At 68.1% G+C, this 16,225-nt stretch carries 17 protein-coding genes; 9 read left to right on the forward strand and 8 right to left on the reverse strand.

What is annotated here, in order from left to right; genetic code table 11:
* Positions 1–243: 243 nt before the first annotated feature.
* From OG246_RS12950 to OG246_RS12960, 3 genes are all read left to right on the forward strand, one after another.
* Positions 244–2,124, forward strand: a complete 1,881-nt coding sequence (locus OG246_RS12950) for a PQQ-binding-like beta-propeller repeat protein (protein ID WP_266460331.1) — start codon at positions 244–246, stop codon at positions 2,122–2,124.
* A 73-nt stretch (positions 2,125–2,197) separates the two neighbouring features.
* Positions 2,198–4,018 carry a PQQ-binding-like beta-propeller repeat protein gene (locus OG246_RS12955; protein ID WP_266460333.1) on the forward strand — a complete coding sequence of 607 codons (1,821 nt, stop codon included), beginning with the start codon at positions 2,198–2,200 and terminating at the stop codon, positions 4,016–4,018.
* Positions 4,019–4,198: 180 nt separating this feature from the next.
* Positions 4,199–4,912 carry a LuxR C-terminal-related transcriptional regulator gene (locus OG246_RS12960; protein WP_266460336.1) on the forward strand — a complete coding sequence of 238 codons (714 nt, stop codon included), beginning with the start codon at positions 4,199–4,201 and terminating at the stop codon, positions 4,910–4,912.
* Positions 4,913–5,003: 91 nt separating this feature from the next.
* Here OG246_RS12960 and OG246_RS12965 read toward each other — a convergent pair whose 3' ends face one another.
* From OG246_RS12965 to OG246_RS12975, 3 genes are all read right to left on the reverse strand, one after another.
* Positions 5,004–5,846, reverse strand: coding sequence for an FkbM family methyltransferase (locus OG246_RS12965; protein ID WP_266460339.1), 843 nt, complete (start codon positions 5,844–5,846; stop codon positions 5,004–5,006).
* A 164-nt stretch (positions 5,847–6,010) separates the two neighbouring features.
* Positions 6,011–6,193, reverse strand: a complete 183-nt coding sequence (locus OG246_RS12970; RefSeq protein ID WP_266460342.1) for a hypothetical protein — start codon at positions 6,191–6,193, stop codon at positions 6,011–6,013.
* 53 nt (positions 6,194–6,246) lie between these two features.
* Positions 6,247–6,642, reverse strand: a complete 396-nt coding sequence (locus OG246_RS12975) for a hypothetical protein (protein WP_266460344.1) — start codon at positions 6,640–6,642, stop codon at positions 6,247–6,249.
* Positions 6,643–6,782: 140 nt separating this feature from the next.
* On the opposite strand from OG246_RS12975, the gene OG246_RS12980 reads away from it, so the two are divergent.
* Complete coding sequence (locus tag OG246_RS12980) at positions 6,783–7,220, forward strand: glutaredoxin domain-containing protein (RefSeq protein WP_266460346.1); 438 nt, start codon at positions 6,783–6,785, stop codon at positions 7,218–7,220.
* Positions 7,221–7,244: 24 nt separating this feature from the next.
* Here OG246_RS12980 and OG246_RS12985 read toward each other — a convergent pair whose 3' ends face one another.
* Positions 7,245–7,451, reverse strand: a complete 207-nt coding sequence (locus tag OG246_RS12985; protein ID WP_266460348.1) for a DUF397 domain-containing protein — start codon at positions 7,449–7,451, stop codon at positions 7,245–7,247.
* 9 nt (positions 7,452–7,460) lie between these two features.
* Positions 7,461–8,312: a helix-turn-helix transcriptional regulator gene (locus OG246_RS12990; protein ID WP_266460351.1), complete on the reverse strand. Its 852-nt coding sequence runs from the start codon at positions 8,310–8,312 to the stop codon at positions 7,461–7,463.
* Positions 8,313–8,546: 234 nt separating this feature from the next.
* Here OG246_RS12990 and OG246_RS12995 point away from each other — a divergent pair, with 234 nt between their 5' ends.
* Together OG246_RS12995 and OG246_RS13000 are read left to right on the forward strand one after the other, a co-directional pair.
* Positions 8,547–8,954 (forward strand): ATP-binding protein, encoded by a 408-nt coding sequence (locus tag OG246_RS12995; protein WP_266460355.1) that lies wholly within the window; start codon positions 8,547–8,549, stop codon positions 8,952–8,954.
* Positions 8,955–8,987: 33 nt separating this feature from the next.
* Complete coding sequence (locus OG246_RS13000; protein ID WP_266460358.1) at positions 8,988–9,893, forward strand: hypothetical protein; 906 nt, start codon at positions 8,988–8,990, stop codon at positions 9,891–9,893.
* Between the two features lie 50 nt (positions 9,894–9,943).
* Here the strand turns inward: OG246_RS13000 and OG246_RS13005 are convergent, their stop codons facing one another.
* On the reverse strand, positions 9,944–10,270 hold the full coding sequence (locus OG246_RS13005) for a hypothetical protein (RefSeq protein ID WP_266460361.1): 327 nt from the start codon (positions 10,268–10,270) through the stop codon (positions 9,944–9,946).
* Between the two features lie 21 nt (positions 10,271–10,291).
* On the reverse strand, positions 10,292–12,031 hold the full coding sequence (locus tag OG246_RS13010) for a sodium:solute symporter family protein (protein WP_266460363.1): 1,740 nt from the start codon (positions 12,029–12,031) through the stop codon (positions 10,292–10,294).
* Positions 12,032–12,228: 197 nt separating this feature from the next.
* On the opposite strand from OG246_RS13010, the gene galT reads away from it, so the two are divergent.
* The 3 genes from galT to galK are packed head-to-tail and all read left to right on the forward strand — an operon-like array spanning position 12,229 to position 15,401.
* On the forward strand, positions 12,229–13,293 hold the full coding sequence (galT, locus tag OG246_RS13015; protein WP_266460366.1) for a galactose-1-phosphate uridylyltransferase: 1,065 nt from the start codon (positions 12,229–12,231) through the stop codon (positions 13,291–13,293).
* On the forward strand, positions 13,290–14,258 hold the full coding sequence (galE, locus tag OG246_RS13020; RefSeq protein WP_266460369.1) for a UDP-glucose 4-epimerase GalE: 969 nt from the start codon (positions 13,290–13,292) through the stop codon (positions 14,256–14,258). Before galT ends, galE begins: the two co-directional genes overlap by 4 nt.
* Positions 14,259–15,401 (forward strand): galactokinase, encoded by a 1,143-nt coding sequence (gene galK, locus OG246_RS13025; RefSeq protein WP_266460372.1) that lies wholly within the window; start codon positions 14,259–14,261, stop codon positions 15,399–15,401.
* A 212-nt stretch (positions 15,402–15,613) separates the two neighbouring features.
* Here galK and OG246_RS13030 read toward each other — a convergent pair whose 3' ends face one another.
* On the reverse strand, positions 15,614–16,069 hold the full coding sequence (locus OG246_RS13030) for an N-acetyltransferase (RefSeq protein ID WP_266460376.1): 456 nt from the start codon (positions 16,067–16,069) through the stop codon (positions 15,614–15,616).
* Positions 16,070–16,225: the final 156 nt, after the last annotated feature.

Genomic DNA, 16,225 nt, shown 5'->3' on the forward strand with positions numbered 1-16,225 from the left:
GCTTGTTGCACGCGTACGCCCTCGCGAGGGTGCCGCGCGCGGGGCGTGAAGGCCCCGTGAAGGCGCGTAACGAGGGCATCACGGGCCGGTCCTCCCTTGGGAACAGGGGGAGCACCGGCCCGGTGTCATAGGCCGCCACAGTGATAGAAAGAGCCGTCTGAGAAAAGTCTGAGAACCACCGGGTATGGCGGGAATCCAGCGCCGCCGGTGGGGCGCCACATCAGTGAAGAGGGGGACGCGCTGATGAGTCAGCCGCCGAGTCAGCCGCCGCAGGGCGGTTTCGGAGCACCGCAGGACCAGCCGGGGGAAGGTGGATTCGGCGCACCGCAGGACCCGCGGGCGCAGGGCGGTTTCGGCGCGCCCCCGAACACGCCGCCGAGCACCCCTCCGGGCCCGCCCCAAGGCGCTCCGCCGTCCCCCGCGCAACCCCCGCACGCCCCCGCGCCCGCGCAGACCCCGCCGCCTCCCGGCGCACCCCAGCCCGGCTACGGCTACCCCCAACAGCCCGGCCCCTACGGCCAACCAGGCCCGTACGGCCAGCCGCCGCAGCAGCCGGGCCCCTACGGCCAGCCCCAACAGCCAGGCCCGTACGGCCAGTCCGGCCCCTACGGCCAGCACCCCGGCTACGGCTACCCGCCCCAGGCGCAGTACCCGGGCGCACCGGGCACCCCGCCCCCCGGCGGCGGTACCAAGAACCCCTTCCGCGGCAAGCCCGCGGTGATCATCGGTGCCGCGGTGGCCGCGCTGCTCGTCATCGGCGGCGCCGTGTTCGCCGTCAGCAGCAGTGGCGGTGACGACGGCAAGAAGCCGGTCGCGGACAAGAGTGCCGACGACGGCAAGGCCACGGGTTCCGACGGCCCGGTCAACCCGGGTGACGGCAGTGGCGACGGCGGCGACGACCCCGAGAACCTCAACGAGGGCCGGCAGGCCGGTGAGTCGAAGGTGCTCTGGTACAAGGAGGCGCCCGACGCGCCCGGTTCCGGCGCCGACGCTCCTGGCCTGTGGATCACCGACAAGGTCGCGGTGAAGGCGGCGTACAAGCAGATCTTCGCGTACAACGTCGGTGACGGGCAGCCCGCTTGGGACGCGCTTGCGTTCCCGCAGAAGATCTGCGCGGTCACCACGCAGAAGACGTCCGACGAGAAGATCGTCATCGCCTACATGAGCGGTGCGAGCGACAGCGCCAAGTGCAACCAGCTCCAGGAGATCGACCTCGCCACCGGTGCGAAGGGCTGGACCGCGAAGGTCGCCGACGGCGCGCTCTTCGACAGCGCCCTGTCCATCGAACTCTCCCTCGTCGGCGACACCCTGATGGTGGGCCGTTCGATGTCGGGCACCGCGTACGACGCAGCCACCGGCAAGAAGCTGTGGGACAAGGAGAAGTACGGGCAGGCCTGCTACCCCTCGGGGTTCACGGGCGGCACCAAGCTGCTCTCCGTCGCTTCCTGCGGTGCCGGCAACGACAACGAGCACGACGAGGTGCAGGAGCTCGACCCGAAGACCGGCAAGGTCAAGTGGACCAAGACGATCCCCAAGGGCTGGACGGTCGCGCGTACTTACTCCGTCGACCCCGTCGTCCTCTACCTCACCAACGAGGAGAAGGACCAGTGGAACGTCTCCACGCTGAAGAACGACGGCACACTCCGCTCCCAGGTCGACGTCGACGAGTCCTTCGCGCCGGAGTGCGGCTGGGCCATCCTCGCCCGTGACCTCCAGGGCTGCGTGGGCACGGCCGCCGACGCGAGCACCCTCTACCTGCCGACCGAGGCGACGACCGGCGCCAACGAGATCGTCGCGATCAGCCTGGACACCGGCAAGGAGAAGTGGCGCGTCAAGTCCCCGGCGGACGAGTCGATGCTGCCGCTGAAGATGGACGGCACGAATCTCATCGCGTACGTCCAGCCGTCGTACGACGGAGGCGGCCAGGTCGTGTCGATCCCGACGACCGGGAGCAGCCACAAGACCACCAAGCTGCTGCAGAACCCGGCGGGCACCGCGGACATCGAGAACGGCTTCTACTCGAAGACGGTCGACTACGTGGACGGGCGCTTCTACATCTCCACCACCCGGCTGACGGGCACGGGCGAGGAGAAGGAGAAGTTGATGCTGGCGTTCGGCGAGTGACCGGCCTCGGCATCACCTCTCAGGTCTCCCCGCCCACCTCCTCCATCGTCCCCACTTCCGAGGTACACACGTCATGACCCAGCCGCCGCCCCCGCCGCCCCCGAACCAGCCCCCGCAGGGCGGCTTCGGTGCGCCCCAGGACCCGCCCCCGGGTGGTTTCGGCGCACCGCAGGACCCGCCGCCGGGAGGCTTCGGCGCGCCTCAGAGCCCGCCTCCGGGTGGTTTCGGCTCCCCGACGCCCCCGCCGCCCGCGCAGGGCCCGGGGTACGGCTACCCGCAGGCGGCCCCGCCCGCCTCGCCGCAGCCGTCGTACGGCTATCCGCAGACCCCGCCCCCGGCAGGCCAGCCGGGGCCGGGCTACGGCTACCCGGGCCAGCAGCAGCCCCAGTACGGCTATCCGCAGCAGCAGCCTCCCTACGCGCAGCCGCCCCAAGGCGGAGGCGGCGGGCGGAAGTTCAACAGCTCGGTGGTCATCATCGTGGCGGCCGTGGTGGCCGTCGCGCTGATCGTCGGCGGCGGTGTCTGGTACGCGAACTCCTCCGGCACGGACGGCGGGGACGACAGCAAGAACAACTCCTCGGACACCACCGGCGGCACCGGCGGCAAGGACGACACGGGCGGGGACACCTCGGGCGGCACCGGCCTGGAGAAGGCTCCGGCCGACCCGGCCGCCGAGGTCCTCTTCCAGGTGCCCGCGCCGGAGGTCAAGGACGACCAGATCGACAGCGTCGTGGGCTCCTGGCTCACCGACTCGGTGTACGCCAAGAGCGGCGTCAACGAGATCGTGGGCTACGACCCGGACACCGGCAGCGAGAAGTGGACGCTCCCGCTGTCCGGCCAGACCTGCGCGGGCTCGCGGGAGGTCACCGCGGACGGGATCGCCGCCGTGGTCACCGAGGGGGCCAAGCGCAACAGCAAGGGCGATCACCAGGACTGCACGCAGGTCACCGCCTTCGACGTGAGTACCGGCAAGCAGCTCTGGACGAAGACCGCGGCGATCAGCGGCCGGAAGGCGGCGTTCGAGGAAGTCACCATCTCCGGCACCACCGTCGCGGTCGGCGGCGGCTACGACGGCGGAGCCGCCTTCGAGGTGAAGTCCGGCAAGGCGCTGTGGCAGCCGAAGGTCGACACGTGCGCGGACGTCGGCTACGCGGGCGGGGAACAGCTGGTCGCGGTCCGCAAGTGCGGTGACTACGGCAGCGAGACGTACGAGGTTCAGCTGCTCGACCCGAAGTCGGGCAGCGTGAAGTGGACGTACAAGCTGCCCAGTGGCATCGACAACGCCAAGGTGATCTCCACCAAGCCCGTCGTGTTCGGCGTGGACTCCGCCGACATCACGGCCTCCGGTGCCTCGGACGTCTTCTCGCTGGACGACAACGGCAAGCTGCGGGTCAAGATCACGCTGGAGGACGGCAAGTACGACCACGACTGCGGTGTCGGAGAGGTGTACGCCTGCAAGGCGATCGTGGTGGGCAACGACAAGCTCTACGTCCCGACCAGGCAGCACGACGGCACCGGCGAGTACGGCCTGACCAACGAGATCATCTCGTTCTCGCTGGCCACCGGTAAGACCACCGGCGACAAGATCGACGCGGGCGACGGCAATGAGATCTTCCCGATGCGCATGGACGGCGGGAACGTCCTCGCGTACAAGGACGGTTCGAGCGACGTCGGCCCCCAGGTCATCTCCGTGGACGGCAAGTCGCTGAAGCAGACGACGCTTCTGGAGACCCCGGCAGGTGACAGCGTGCTGAGCGCCATCAGCGGCATGGTCCCCAAGAGCTCCGAGCTGCTGTACACCAGCGGCCGCCTCTTCATGGGCAAGGACCTGATCAGCAAGCCGTACTCGGCGGACGAGAAGGAGTACACGGCGCTCGGATTCGGCACCGACTAGCGTAGGTCTAACCTCTCATCACTCCCGAATGCGAGGAATTTCGGTAATCCGGGGCACTTCTCTCCTGTAGGGGAAGCGCAACGTCGAACAAGCGTGTAGCTTCCGGGTGATGGAGAGCCGGGGGGCTCCTAATCCACGGGGAACCAGTGGGGATGCTTGGGGGAACTGGGGGGTTGCTCGATGGGAGTGCGGCTCATGGTGGTCGACGACCACCGACTGCTCGCCGAGGCCTTGGCCTCGGCGTTGAAGTTGCGCGGGCACCGGGTGCTGGCTGCGGCCGCGCCCGCCGCGGGGGCGGCGGAGCTGGTGATCACACGGGCACCCGAGGTGTGCCTGATCGGTACGGCGACGCCCGCCGAGCCGGGAATCTTCGACCCGGTGGTGAAGATCAAGAAGGAGCGCCCGCAGGTGGCGGTCCTGGTGCTGGGCCCGGTCCCGAACCCGCGTGGCATCGCTGCCGCGTTCGCGGCCGGCGCCTCCGGATACGTACGCCACGACGAGCGCATAGAGGGCGTCGAGCGCGCGATCATGAAGGCGAGAGCGGGGGAGGCGGCCGTCGCCCCGCAGTTGCTCCAGGGCGCCTTCAGTGAACTGCTCAACCCGGCGGCGCAGCCCGACGACGAAGGTCAGCGGCTGCTCCAGATGCTGACGCCGAGGGAGGTCGAGGTCCTGGTGCGGGTCGCGGACGGCGAGGATACGCGGCTCATCGCGGCCGGCATGGGGATCGCGCCGTCCACGGCACGGACCCATGTCCAGCGGGTGCTGATGAAGCTGGGGGTGGGGTCACGGCTGGAGGCGGCGGCGCTGGCGGCCCGTACGGGGCTGCTGGACCGGGCGGGGCCGGTGACGCTGTCGTCCGTCGACCTCGCGCAGGATCCGCGGCATACGCCGTAGCCGCGCGGTAGGGGGAGCGGTAGCCACGCCGGGGCGTGGCCGGACGATGCGTCCGGCCCTCCCCGGCACTCGTGGTGGGCGGCCCGGGGTCCTACTCGACGGGCGTGAAGAGCAGGTTCCGCGTGCCCTTCGGCCGGGGCTCGGTCGAAGGAACGAGTGACCCGTCGGCTTCGGCGATCCAGTTGCACTCGTAGCCGAGCGGGCCGAACTCCTCGAGGAGCGGGTCCAGCGGCGCGTTGACCAGCGCCTCCAGGATCACGTTCGGCCGGTCGCGCTTCAGCACCTGCCGAGCGCCCTTCAGGACCGACATCTCGTGTCCCTCGACGTCGATCTTGATGAGGTCCAGCTTGGTGTCGGCGAACAGCTCGTCGAGGGTCAGCAGCTGGATGCGCTTCAGTTCGGCGCCGTCGGGGACCTGCTCCAGGGACGAGCCCGTCGACAGGAGGTTCGCCGAGAAGCGGACGCTGATGTCGGCCCACCCGGCCTCGCTGGATATACCCGCCTGGTAGCGCTTCACGTTCTGCGCGCCGTTCGCCCGCACGTTCACCGCGAGGCGGGCGTGGACCTGGTCCACCGGCTCGAACGAGTGCACCTTCGCGGCGGGGTTGGCGAGCGCGGCGATCATCGAGAAGTACCCGACGTGCGCACCGACGTCGGCGATCGTCGCGCTCTGCTCGGCCAGCCGTGCCCAGGTGCCGAGGGTGCCGGGCTCGTACCCGAAATGCCCGTTCCACAACGTTTCGAGGGCGACCGCGTCGTCGTTCACGCAGAACATGACGAACGGCGGACAGTACGGGGAGTCGATCTCGACGAAGCCCCGGAACGGGTGCTTCTTGCGATGGGTACGGATGATCTCGCCCGCAGCGACCGGCCGGACGGTGGTGGAGTGGGCCAACGTACGGGCGTTGGCTTCTTCGAGCTCGGAGAGGCGCATTACGCGATCGTAGGGCTGTGGCCATGGCCTGTCGCCTGCTTCAGGAATCCCAGGAGATGAACGTAAACGGTCGCCGTGGTGACGGGTTCACCAACGGTTCGCGGCTCACGCGGCCTTGTCGGCGGACCGCCTGATTCCGCTCGCGATGCTGCCGTCCATGAGTATCAGGCTTCGCCGTCATCATCGGCGTAGTCGCTGTCCGCGTCGCCCTTGGGGTGGCTCAGAAGAGCCCACACGACCAAGGCGAGTACTACGCCACCGAAGATCGCCGTCGTGAGGTTGTCCTGGATGATGCCGATGATCAACAACGCGGCACCAAATGCCAGTATCAGGACCAGAGCACACACGCTGACCTCCGGAAATGGCGTCGGTCCCGGCTGTGCAGGGTTGAAGCTCCAGGCTAGCCTCCGTCCGCGCCGTACGGCGGTGATGGCTGGTTCCAGACGGTGTCGAAGCGGCTGATGATCCGGCGGAGTTCACGGGCGCTTCGGGGGGTCATGGCCCGCATCGCGGTGTCGAGGAGAGCGCGGGCTTCGAAAGGGCTGCCCCAGCAGTCCCAGTCCGAGTTGCCCCACTCGTGGTCGTGCCACAGCTGGCCCTGGGGGCGGTGGACGTAGTCCTTCCACAGGCGCACGGCTTTGCCGATGTCTCCCGGCTGCAGGTAATTGCGGGTGCGCTCGAGATGGGAGATCTCGAACATCGCACGGGAGGACAAGCCGTCGATGACCGGCTTCGCGTCAGGTGTCGTACGGCGGGGGATGCCGGCCCGGATGTGCCCTGGCCGTCTACGCGGCATGGACCTTTCGGTTCGTAGTCATGCCGCACAGGGTGCCACGATCTCGAACGATTTCTCGAACGGGTTTGCCCGGTTGGGGATTCGCTGGACGTGCGGTCTGGTTCGAGGAGCATTTCGGCTCACCGATAGCCTGCGTCGTCATGATGCGCGCTTGGATCCTGCCGATGCTGCTTGTGCTCTGCGGCTCAGCCGTTGCGACTGCGCAAGTCCTCAAGGGGAACCCCGGTGCGGCCGCAGTACTCCTGCTGGTGTTTGTACCGCTCGCAGGCGTGAACTCGCCTCTGATCTTCCCGAGGTCGATCGGTGCGCTGGAGGCGCAACGCCGCAGCGCGGTCGACGGCCGGCCGGTCGTCTTCTGGCGGTCGGGCTGTAAGTACTGTCTGCGACTGCGTATCCGGTTGGGCCGTAGCGCCCGCCAGTTGCATTGGGTCGACATCTGGCGCGACCCGGCTGGAGCGGCAGCGGTCAGGGCGGTCAACGGTGGCAATGAGACCGTACCGACGGTCTTCGTGGCGGGCCGGCCACACGTCAACCCCGATCCTGACTGGGTGCGCGAACAGCTCGTCCCTCCCGCGTGATCCCGGTGGGAAACGAGGGCGAGTTCACTTCATGGGCGTGGCATGGGTGCCGGACTTTATGTGGTGGAGGAGGTGGGCCAGGGGGACGGGGGTGGTGGTGAGGTGGGTGGTGGGGGTGTCGCTTTCGCGGAGGTGGACGAACTGGGCGGCTGTGGTGGCCAGTTCCACGCAGGTGTTGCCGTCGCCGCCGTCGGAGAAGGTGGACTTCTGCCAGCGCACGCCCTGGGTCATGGAAGCGCCTCACAGTTCCTTCGACAGACGGTGGATGAAGTCCCGCGACGCCGTGGGGTCCAGCGCCGCATTCTCCACCCTACGGAACAGCGTTCGAAGTTGCTTCAGTTGGGGTTCGGCATCGATGAACGCGGTGCCCGTCGGGGCATCGCGCAGTCCAGTGTCCAGCGGGGATACCGGACCGCCGGTGTACATCATCGAGGCTCCGGCGCCCGCGAAGCCGTCCTGGTCGGTGGGGATGACGCGCACGGTGGCGTGACCGCACTCGATCTGGTTCAGGATTTCCTGGAGTTGAGCGCGGGCGGTGGGGCGATCGGATACCCGGATGCGCAGGGCGAACTCGTGGACGAGCGTCTCGTACGGGGTGGGGCTGTCGCGTTCGATGACAGCTCGTCGTCTCAGCCGGTGTTGCACGCGAGGCTCCAATTCGCTTTCGGGGAGCCCCGGAACCATGTACGAGTACACGGCCCGGGCGTAGTCCGGGGTTTGCAGAAGTCCAGGTACGTGAGTGATGACCACCTCCCGCAGGGAAGTTGCGTGGTGCTCCAACTCGGCGACATCCAGGAACACCGGCGGGAGGACCCCTCGGTACTCCTCCCACCAGCCCCGAGTGCGGTCGGTCGCCATTGCCGTCAGGGCTTCGACCAGCGTCTCGTCCGTGCACGCGTAATGGGCGGCGAGACGGCGCACGCGTTCAGCACTCACGCCCGCCGTGCCGAACTCAATCTGACTCACCTGTGCCGAGTCCGTACCGAGCAGTGCGGCGGCTTCAAGTCCCTTGAGTCCCGCAGCCTCACGCAGTTTCCGCAGCTCAGCGCCCAGGCGCTGCTGACGTGCGGTCGGCTGTTGCCTGCGCGCCATGACTTCCTCCTTGCCCCAACTGCCGTGAGGCAGTGACTCGTTCGAGGGGCAGATTACGGCAGCGGCTTGCGCGGTCCCAAATTGTGGCTCTACCGTCAGTGACGCGACGCACACACTGCGGAACCCCGGGACCCCGGAAGCGCACCACCCCGCCATGCCACGGCGGCGGTGAAACTGCCACCGCCCGCTACCCGTAGCGCCCCCTAACCCCCTCACCCCAACCGGAGTTCACCCATGCCCAAAACAGAGAGCGAACCCTGGGAGTACGTACTCCACATCCCCCACGACCCCCGCGCCGTCCCCGTCTGCCGCCGCACCGTCCGTCTGGTCCTCACCCTGCACGGCCTGATCCGCCTCGCGGACGTCGCCGAGCTGTTGGCAGCAGAGCTGGTCTCCAACGCCGTACGCCATACGAAGGGTCCCGCGGCCCTACGCCTGCAGTACCGAAACGGAGTGCTCCGCATCGGCGCGTGGGACGCGAGCCCCGAACCACCCCCGTACGAGCTGACGGTGACCCCCGATGGCGAAGCGGGCCGCGGCCTCGCCCTCGTCCGGGCCTGCGCCGACAACTGGGGCTGGCATCCGCTGCGGCAGGGCGGCGACACGGGCAAGTACGTGTGGTGTGACCTCGGTGCGGCGTAGTTCGTTGATCACGTCAGATGGAAAGGAGGTCCGATGGTCAGCTCGTCGCATGAGGCGATGCATCACTACGGTCAGAAGGACACGGCCGGGTTGATCCGCAACTTCCAGAGGCTGTTCCACGTGCCGTTCCCCGAACCGTGCGGCTTCACGGTGGTGAACACCGACTTGACCGAGATCGAGCCGGTCGAGCGGCGTGTGGACAGTTTGGTGCGGGTGCACACCGAGGACGGTGACTTCCTGCTGGTGCTGGAGTCGCAGGGTAAGAAGGACGAGAGGAAACGGGGGAGTTGGCCGTACTACCTCTCGTACCTCTACGAGAAGTACCGCTGTGAGCCGGTGCTGGTCGTCATGACCCAGAGCAGTTCCACCGCACGTTGGGCCGCCGAGCCCATCCGGTTCGGTCTGCCTGGCTGGTCCTCGCTCGTCGTGCGGCCGATGGTTCTCGGGCCGGACCAGGTGCCGGTGATCACCGATGAGAAGGAGGCCGTGCGGGACCCGTCGCTCGCGGTGCTCTCGGCGATTACGCATGGTAGAGGGCCGGGTGTCGCTGCGATACTGGGACCACTCGCGGTGGCTCTGGAGACTATTGACCCGGCAAGCGCGGCTCTGTTGGCGCAGCTCGTGACGTCTGGCCTGGTGGACTCCCAGGCGAAGGAGATTTGGAGGGACTTGATGGCTCCGGTGAACTACTTCTTCCAGAATCCGGTCGCGGATCAGCTGAGGGACGAGGGGCGTAACGAGGGGCGTATCGAAGGGCGTATTGAGGATCGCATCGAGATGATCGTGAAGATCCTGGAGTTGCGCGGCCTCCAGGTCCCCGACTCCGTCCGGCTTCGCGTCCGGGCCTGCACCGATCTGGACCAGCTCAAGATCTGGTCGGAACGGGCCGTTGGCGTGGCTGACCCCGGCGACCTCTTCACCCCTGATCAGCCCGAATAACCGTACGAGGCCGGAGTAACCGCAGTGAACCCCGGCCCCGCACAAGGGAGTTACTCCGACGGCGACGAGGACGACGGCGGCGGCTCGGCCCCCTCAACCACCACCGGCGGCACGGTCGGCCGCAGCTTCAGCCACACCAGGAAGAACACCCCCAGGGCAAGCATCGCCAGCCCCGTCCAGAGGTTGATGTTGACGTCTTGGGCCTTTTCCAGGTCGGCGTCGGACGGGGAGATGCCGGCGATCGTGACGATGATGCCGTAGACGACGAAGAGGCCGCCGATGATGCGGCGGATGTCGAAGAGGCGGAAGGCCGTCGCGGACTTGCCCTGAAGTTCGGTGACTTCCCGCTGGACGTCCTTCTCGGAAAACTCGGACATGGTTTCTCCAATCCTCCTCGATCAGAACGAGAACGGGATGTAGCAGAGGGCCGCGAGGACGATCGCGCTCCAGCCCAGCAGAGCCGGCTTGCGGTACCAGGCGTCGTCGCCGGGGGCGGGCGGCTCGGTCATGCCGGGGGAGACGGTGCCGTACACCAGGCCCTGCAGCTCTTCGGTCGTCTTCGGAGCGGTGAACAGCGATACGGCGACCATGACCACCGCGCCCGCCACGAAGCCCGCGATCGCCGACACGAAGTTCGCGCCCTGGTCGGTGGGGATGCCGACGATGTCCTGCTTGTAGAGGACGAAGTAGTTGACCATCGCGGCCGTCGTACCGGCCAGCAGACCCCAGAAGCCGGCCTTCTTGGACGCGCGCTTCCAGAACATGCCGACGATGAAGACGACGAACATCGGCACGTTGAAGAAGGAGAAGAGCGTCTGGAGGTAGCTCATGATGTTCGAGAAGGACGAGGCCAGGAACGCCGTGCCGATCGAGGCCATGACGCCGATGACGGTGATGAGCCGCCCGAAGCGCACGTAGTACGAGTCCTCGCGGTCCTTCACCACGTACCTCGCCCAGATGTCGGTGGTGAACACCGTGTTGAAGGACGAGATGTTGGCCGCCATGCCCGCCATGAAGGCGGCGAGCAGACCGGTCACCGCGATGCCGAGCACGCCGTTGGGCAGCAGTTGTTCCATCAGGTACGGGATCGCGTCGTTGTACTGGAGATCCGAGCCGGACGTGCCGATATTCGGCACCAGGACCGCGGCGACCAGGCCCGGGATCATCACCAGGAACACGATGAAGATCTTCGGGAACGCGGCGATCAGCGGGGTGCGCTGGGCGGCCGAGAGGTTCTTCGCGGACAGGGCGCGCTGCACCTCCGCGAAGTTGGTCGTCCAGTAGCCGAAGGACAGCACGAAGCCGAGGCCGAGGACGATGGTCAGCCAGTTGGCGCCCAGCGGGTTGGCGCTGCCGATGCCGGTGCCGCCCCAGGCGGTCGTGAAGTCGTGGCCGTGGCTCGCGTCGAGCGCGTCGGTCAGACCGCCCCAGCCGCCGACCTTCTTCAGGCTCAGCACGACGAGCGGGATGAGCGCGGCGAGGATGACGAAGAACTGCAGTACCTCGTTGTAGATCGCCGAGGACAGACCGCCGAGGGTGATGTAGGCGAGCACGAAGAAGCCGGCGACCACGATGGCCACCCACTGCGGCCAGCCGAGCAGCGCCTCGACGACGATTGCGAGGGCGTACAGGTTCACGCCGGCGATGAGCACGGCGGCGAAGGCGAACAGGGCCGAACTCAGCAGGTGCGCCCACTTGTCGAAGCGCAGCAGCAGGAACTCGGGGACCGATCGGACCTTGGAGCCGTAGTAGAAGGGCATCATCACCAGGCCGAGGAAGACCATGGCCGGGATGGCGCCGATCCAGTACCAGTGCACGGTGTACGCGCCGTACTGCGCGCTGTTGGCGGCCATGCCCAGGATCTCGGTCGCGGCCAGGTTGGCCGAGACGAACGCGAGACCGGTGATCCAGGCGGGCAGTGAGCGCCCGGAGAGGAAGAAGTCGAGGCTCGTCTTCACCGAGCGCTTGGCGGCGAAGCCGATGCCAAGGACGACGACGAAGTAGATGCCGAGGATTGTGTAGTCGAGTGCGTTGGTGGGGAGCCGCAGTTCGGCCGCCAGGTCGATGCCTGACGCCAGACGGTCGATGCCGGACGCGGCCAGATGGGTGGGGGGCTGCAGATGCGTGGGGGACTGCATAGAGAACTCGCTTCGTTGCGCGAACTGATCCAAGCGGAACCTACGCCTCCACCTTCAAGAAATGAACACTTCTGATGGTGTCCTTTGTTTGATTGTGATGTTGACGTAGGTGGTGTTTAATGGTTTGTTGTGTTCGGTTCTGTTTGAAGCTTTGATGGGCTTCGAAGCTCTGATGGGCGCGGATGGGGAGTCCGACTGTGAAGAAGACCTCGACCCGGCTGGCCGACGGTCGTGAGCTCATCTACTACGACTCACGCGACGACGCGGTGCGCGACGCGGTGGACCGGCGTCCACTGGACCCGACCGTCACCACTTCGGAGGTGCGCCGCGACGTGCTGCTCGGCGATTCGGTCGCGATCGCCTCGCACCGGCAGGGCCGCATCTACCACCCGCCGGCGAACGAGTGCCCGCTGTGCCCCTCCGAGGGCGACCGGCTGAGCGAGATCCCGGACTCCTCGTACGACGTCGTCGTCTTCGAGAACCGCTTCCCCTCCCTGGCCGGTGACTCCGGCCGCTGCGAGGTCGTCTGCTTCACCTCCGACCACGACTCCTCCTTCGCCGACCTGACGGAGGAGCAGGCCGGCCTGGTCCTGGAGGCATGGACGGACCGGACGGCCGAGCTGTCGCACCTGCCCGCCGTCGAGCAGGTCTTCTGCTTCGAGAACCGCGGCGCCGAGATCGGCGTCACGCTCGGCCATCCGCACGGGCAGATCTACGCCTACCCCTTCACCACCCCGCGTACGGCCCTGATGCTGCGCTCGCTCGCCGCGCACAAGGAAGCGACCGGCGGCGAGAACCTGTTCGACGAGGTCGTCGCCCGGGAGCTGGCGGACGGTTCGCGGGTCGTCCTGTCGAGTGACCACTGGGTGGCCTTCGTGCCGTACGCCGCGCACTGGCCGTACGAGGTCCACCTGTACCCGCGCCGCCGAGTGCCGGACCTCCTCGGGCTCGACGAGGACGCCCGCACAGAGTTCCCCAAGGTCTACCTGGAACTCTTGAGACGCTTCGACCGGATCTTCGGTGAGGGCGAGCCGGCGACGCCGTACATCTCCGCCTGGCACCAGGCACCGTTCGGCGCGCTGGAGGAGTTCGAAGGCGTCAACCGGGACGACTTCGCGCTCCACCTCGAGCTTTTCACCATTCGCCGTACGTCCGGCAAGCTGAAGTTCCTCGCGGGCTCCGAGTCGGGGATGAGCGTGTTCATCAACGACATCCAGCCGGAGTCCGCGGCTCAGCGACTGCGAGAGGTAGCGAGTTCATGAGTGGGAAGTACCTGGTCACGGGTGGCGCGGGCTATGTCGGCAGCGTGGTCGCGCAGCACCTGATCGAGGCCGGACACGAGGTGACCGTCCTCGACAACCTCTCGACCGGCTTCCGCGAGGGCGTCCCCGCCGGGGCGACTTTCGTCGAGGGCGACATCCGCGACGCCGCCAAGTGGCTGGACTCCTCGTACGACGCGGTCCTGCACTTCGCCGCCTCCTCCCAGGTCGGCGAGTCCGTCGTGAAGCCCGAGAAGTACTGGGACAACAACGTCGGCGGCACGATGGCGCTGCTCGCCGCGATGCGCGAGGCGGGCGTCCGCAAGCTGGTCTTCTCGTCCACGGCCGCGACGTACGGCGAGCCGGAGGAGGTCCCGATCGTCGAGACCGCGCGCACCTCCCCGACCAACCCCTACGGCGCCACCAAGCTCGCCGTCGACCACATGATCACGAGCGAGGCCAATGCCCACGGCCTCGGTGCGGTCTCGCTCCGCTACTTCAACGTGGCGGGCGCCTACGGCAGTTGCGGCGAGCGGCACGACCCCGAGTCGCACCTCATCCCGCTGGTGCTCCAGGTCGCGCAGGGCCGCCGCGAGGCGATCTCCGTCTTCGGCGACGACTACCCGACGCCGGACGGCACCTGCGTACGCGACTACATCCACGTCGCCGACCTGGCGGACGCGCACCTGCTCGCCCTCACCGCCGCTCAGCCGGGCGAGCACCTGATCTGCAACCTCGGCAACGGCGAGGGCTTCTCCGTCCGCCAGGTGATCGAGACCGTCCGCCAGGTGACCGGGCACCCGATCCCCGAGGTCCTGGCCCCGCGCCGGGCCGGTGACCCGGCAGCGCTGGTCGCCTCGGCCGCGACCGCCCGCGAGCGGCTCGGCTGGAACCCGTCCCGCGCGGATCTCGCGGGGATCGTCGCGGACGCGTGGGCGTTCGCGCAGAACATCGCAAGGGAGCAGTAGGTGGGGGTTCGCGAGGGTTTCGAGGAGCTGTACGGGGCTGCCCCTGAGGGCGTCTGGGCGGCACCGGGCCGGGTCAACCTGATCGGCGAGTACACGGACTTCAACGAGGGTTTCGTGATGCCGCTCGCGCTGCCGCACACAGCGGTGGCAGCGGTGTCGCGCCGCGACGACGGCGTGCTGCGGCTCCACTCGGCCGACATCGAGGGGCCCGTCGTCGAGCTCCACGTGGACGGGCTCGAGCCGCTCACGAACACCAGCTGGGCCGCGTACCCGGCGGGTGTGGTGTGGGCGCTGCGTGCGGCGGGGCATGCCGTGGCGGGTGCCGATGTGCACCTTGCCTCCACCGTCCCGACGGGCGCGGGTCTGTCCTCCTCGGCCGCGCTGGAGGTGGTGACGGCGCTGGCGCTGAACGACCTGTACGAACTCGGCCTCACCCGTCCCGAGCTGGCCCGTATCGCCCAGCGCGCGGAGAACGACTTCGTCGGCGTGCCCTGCGGAATCATGGACCAGACGGCGTCCGCGTGCTGCACGGACGGGCACGCACTGCACCTCGACTGCCGCGACCTGACCATCCGCCAGGTTCCCTTCGACCTCGCGGCTCAGGGGCTTTCGCTGCTGGTCGTCGACACGCGCGTCAAGCATGCGCTGGGCGACGGGGCGTACGCCGAGCGGCGTGAGGGGTGTGAGGAGGGCGCGCGGGTGCTCGGGGTCTCGCATCTGCGGGATGTTGCGTACGAGGGGCTCGACGCGGCTCTCGCGCGGCTGTCCGACGAGCGTGTCCGCCGCTATGTGCGCCATGTCGTGTCCGACGACCACCGGGTGGAGCGGGTCATCGGGCTGCTGGACGCCGGTGACGTGCGGGGGATCGGGCCTGTTCTCACCGAGGGGCACGCGTCCCTGCGGGACGATCTGCGGATCTCCTGCGACGAGCTGGATCTCGTGGTCGCCACGGCCAACTCCGCCGGGGCGCTCGGCTCCCGTATGACGGGGGGCGGCTTCGGTGGTTCGGCGATCGTCCTCGTGGAGGCCGCGGACGTGGACACGGTCACCAAGGCGGTGACGGAGGCGTTCGCCGCCGCGGGCTTTACCCCGCCTCGGGTGTTCCCGGCGGTGCCGTCGGAGGGCGCCCGGCGTGTGAGCTGAGGTTGGGTTTTCGCCCCCTCCGCCCCTTCCCATTCCCGTCACTTGGGGGCTCCGCCCCCAAACCCCCGCTCCTCAAACGCCGGAGGGGCTGAACACCTTCAGCCCGTCCGGCGTTTGAGGACGAGGCCGTTCAGGCCGATACGGGGGTCTGGGGGCGGAGCCCCCAGGAACAAGGGACGGGTAGGGGCGGAGGGGGCGAAAAACCATTCCGGTCAGCCCAACCGCTTCGTCAGCGTGTACTCCGTGATCCCAGGTGGATAGTCGGGGATCACGCACACCACCTCGTAGCCCTGCTTCTTGTAGAAGTCGGGGGCCTGGAAATCCCAGGTCTCCAGGCGGGCGGCACGGCAGCCGCGGTCCTCGCGGGCCAGACGCTCGCCCTCGGCGAGGAGCCGGGAGCCGAGACCGGTGCCGCGGTGGCGGGCGTCGACCCAGAGGTAGGTGACGTGCAGCCAGGTCGCCCAGGTGTGACCGACAAGCCCGCCCGCGAGGGCACCGGCGGAGTCCAACGCCCAAATATGGAGCGGAAGTTCACGTTCACCCGGGGTCCCGCGCAGCGCGCGGAGCACGGGAGACGCCGCCGTGTTGGCGTCCAGCAGCTGCCTGCGGAGCAGTTCGCGGCGTTCTTTGTCGACTCCTGTCTCAATACGAAACATACGGCTCACCATAAACGGGCCTGGCCAATCAGTTCTGTGAATTGCCTTCCCCTCCCTGCCCCCGGCCTTACTCTGTGAACAGTGCCGGTGGGGGCCGGTGCTGATCAGGGGGCGAGACAGTCGGGTACGACGCCCGAAGTGGGGGTAGCAGTTACGGCACGGCGGCGG

This window comes from Streptomyces sp. NBC_00620 (genome assembly GCF_026341825.1).
GTDB lineage: Bacteria > Actinomycetota > Actinomycetes > Streptomycetales > Streptomycetaceae > Streptomyces.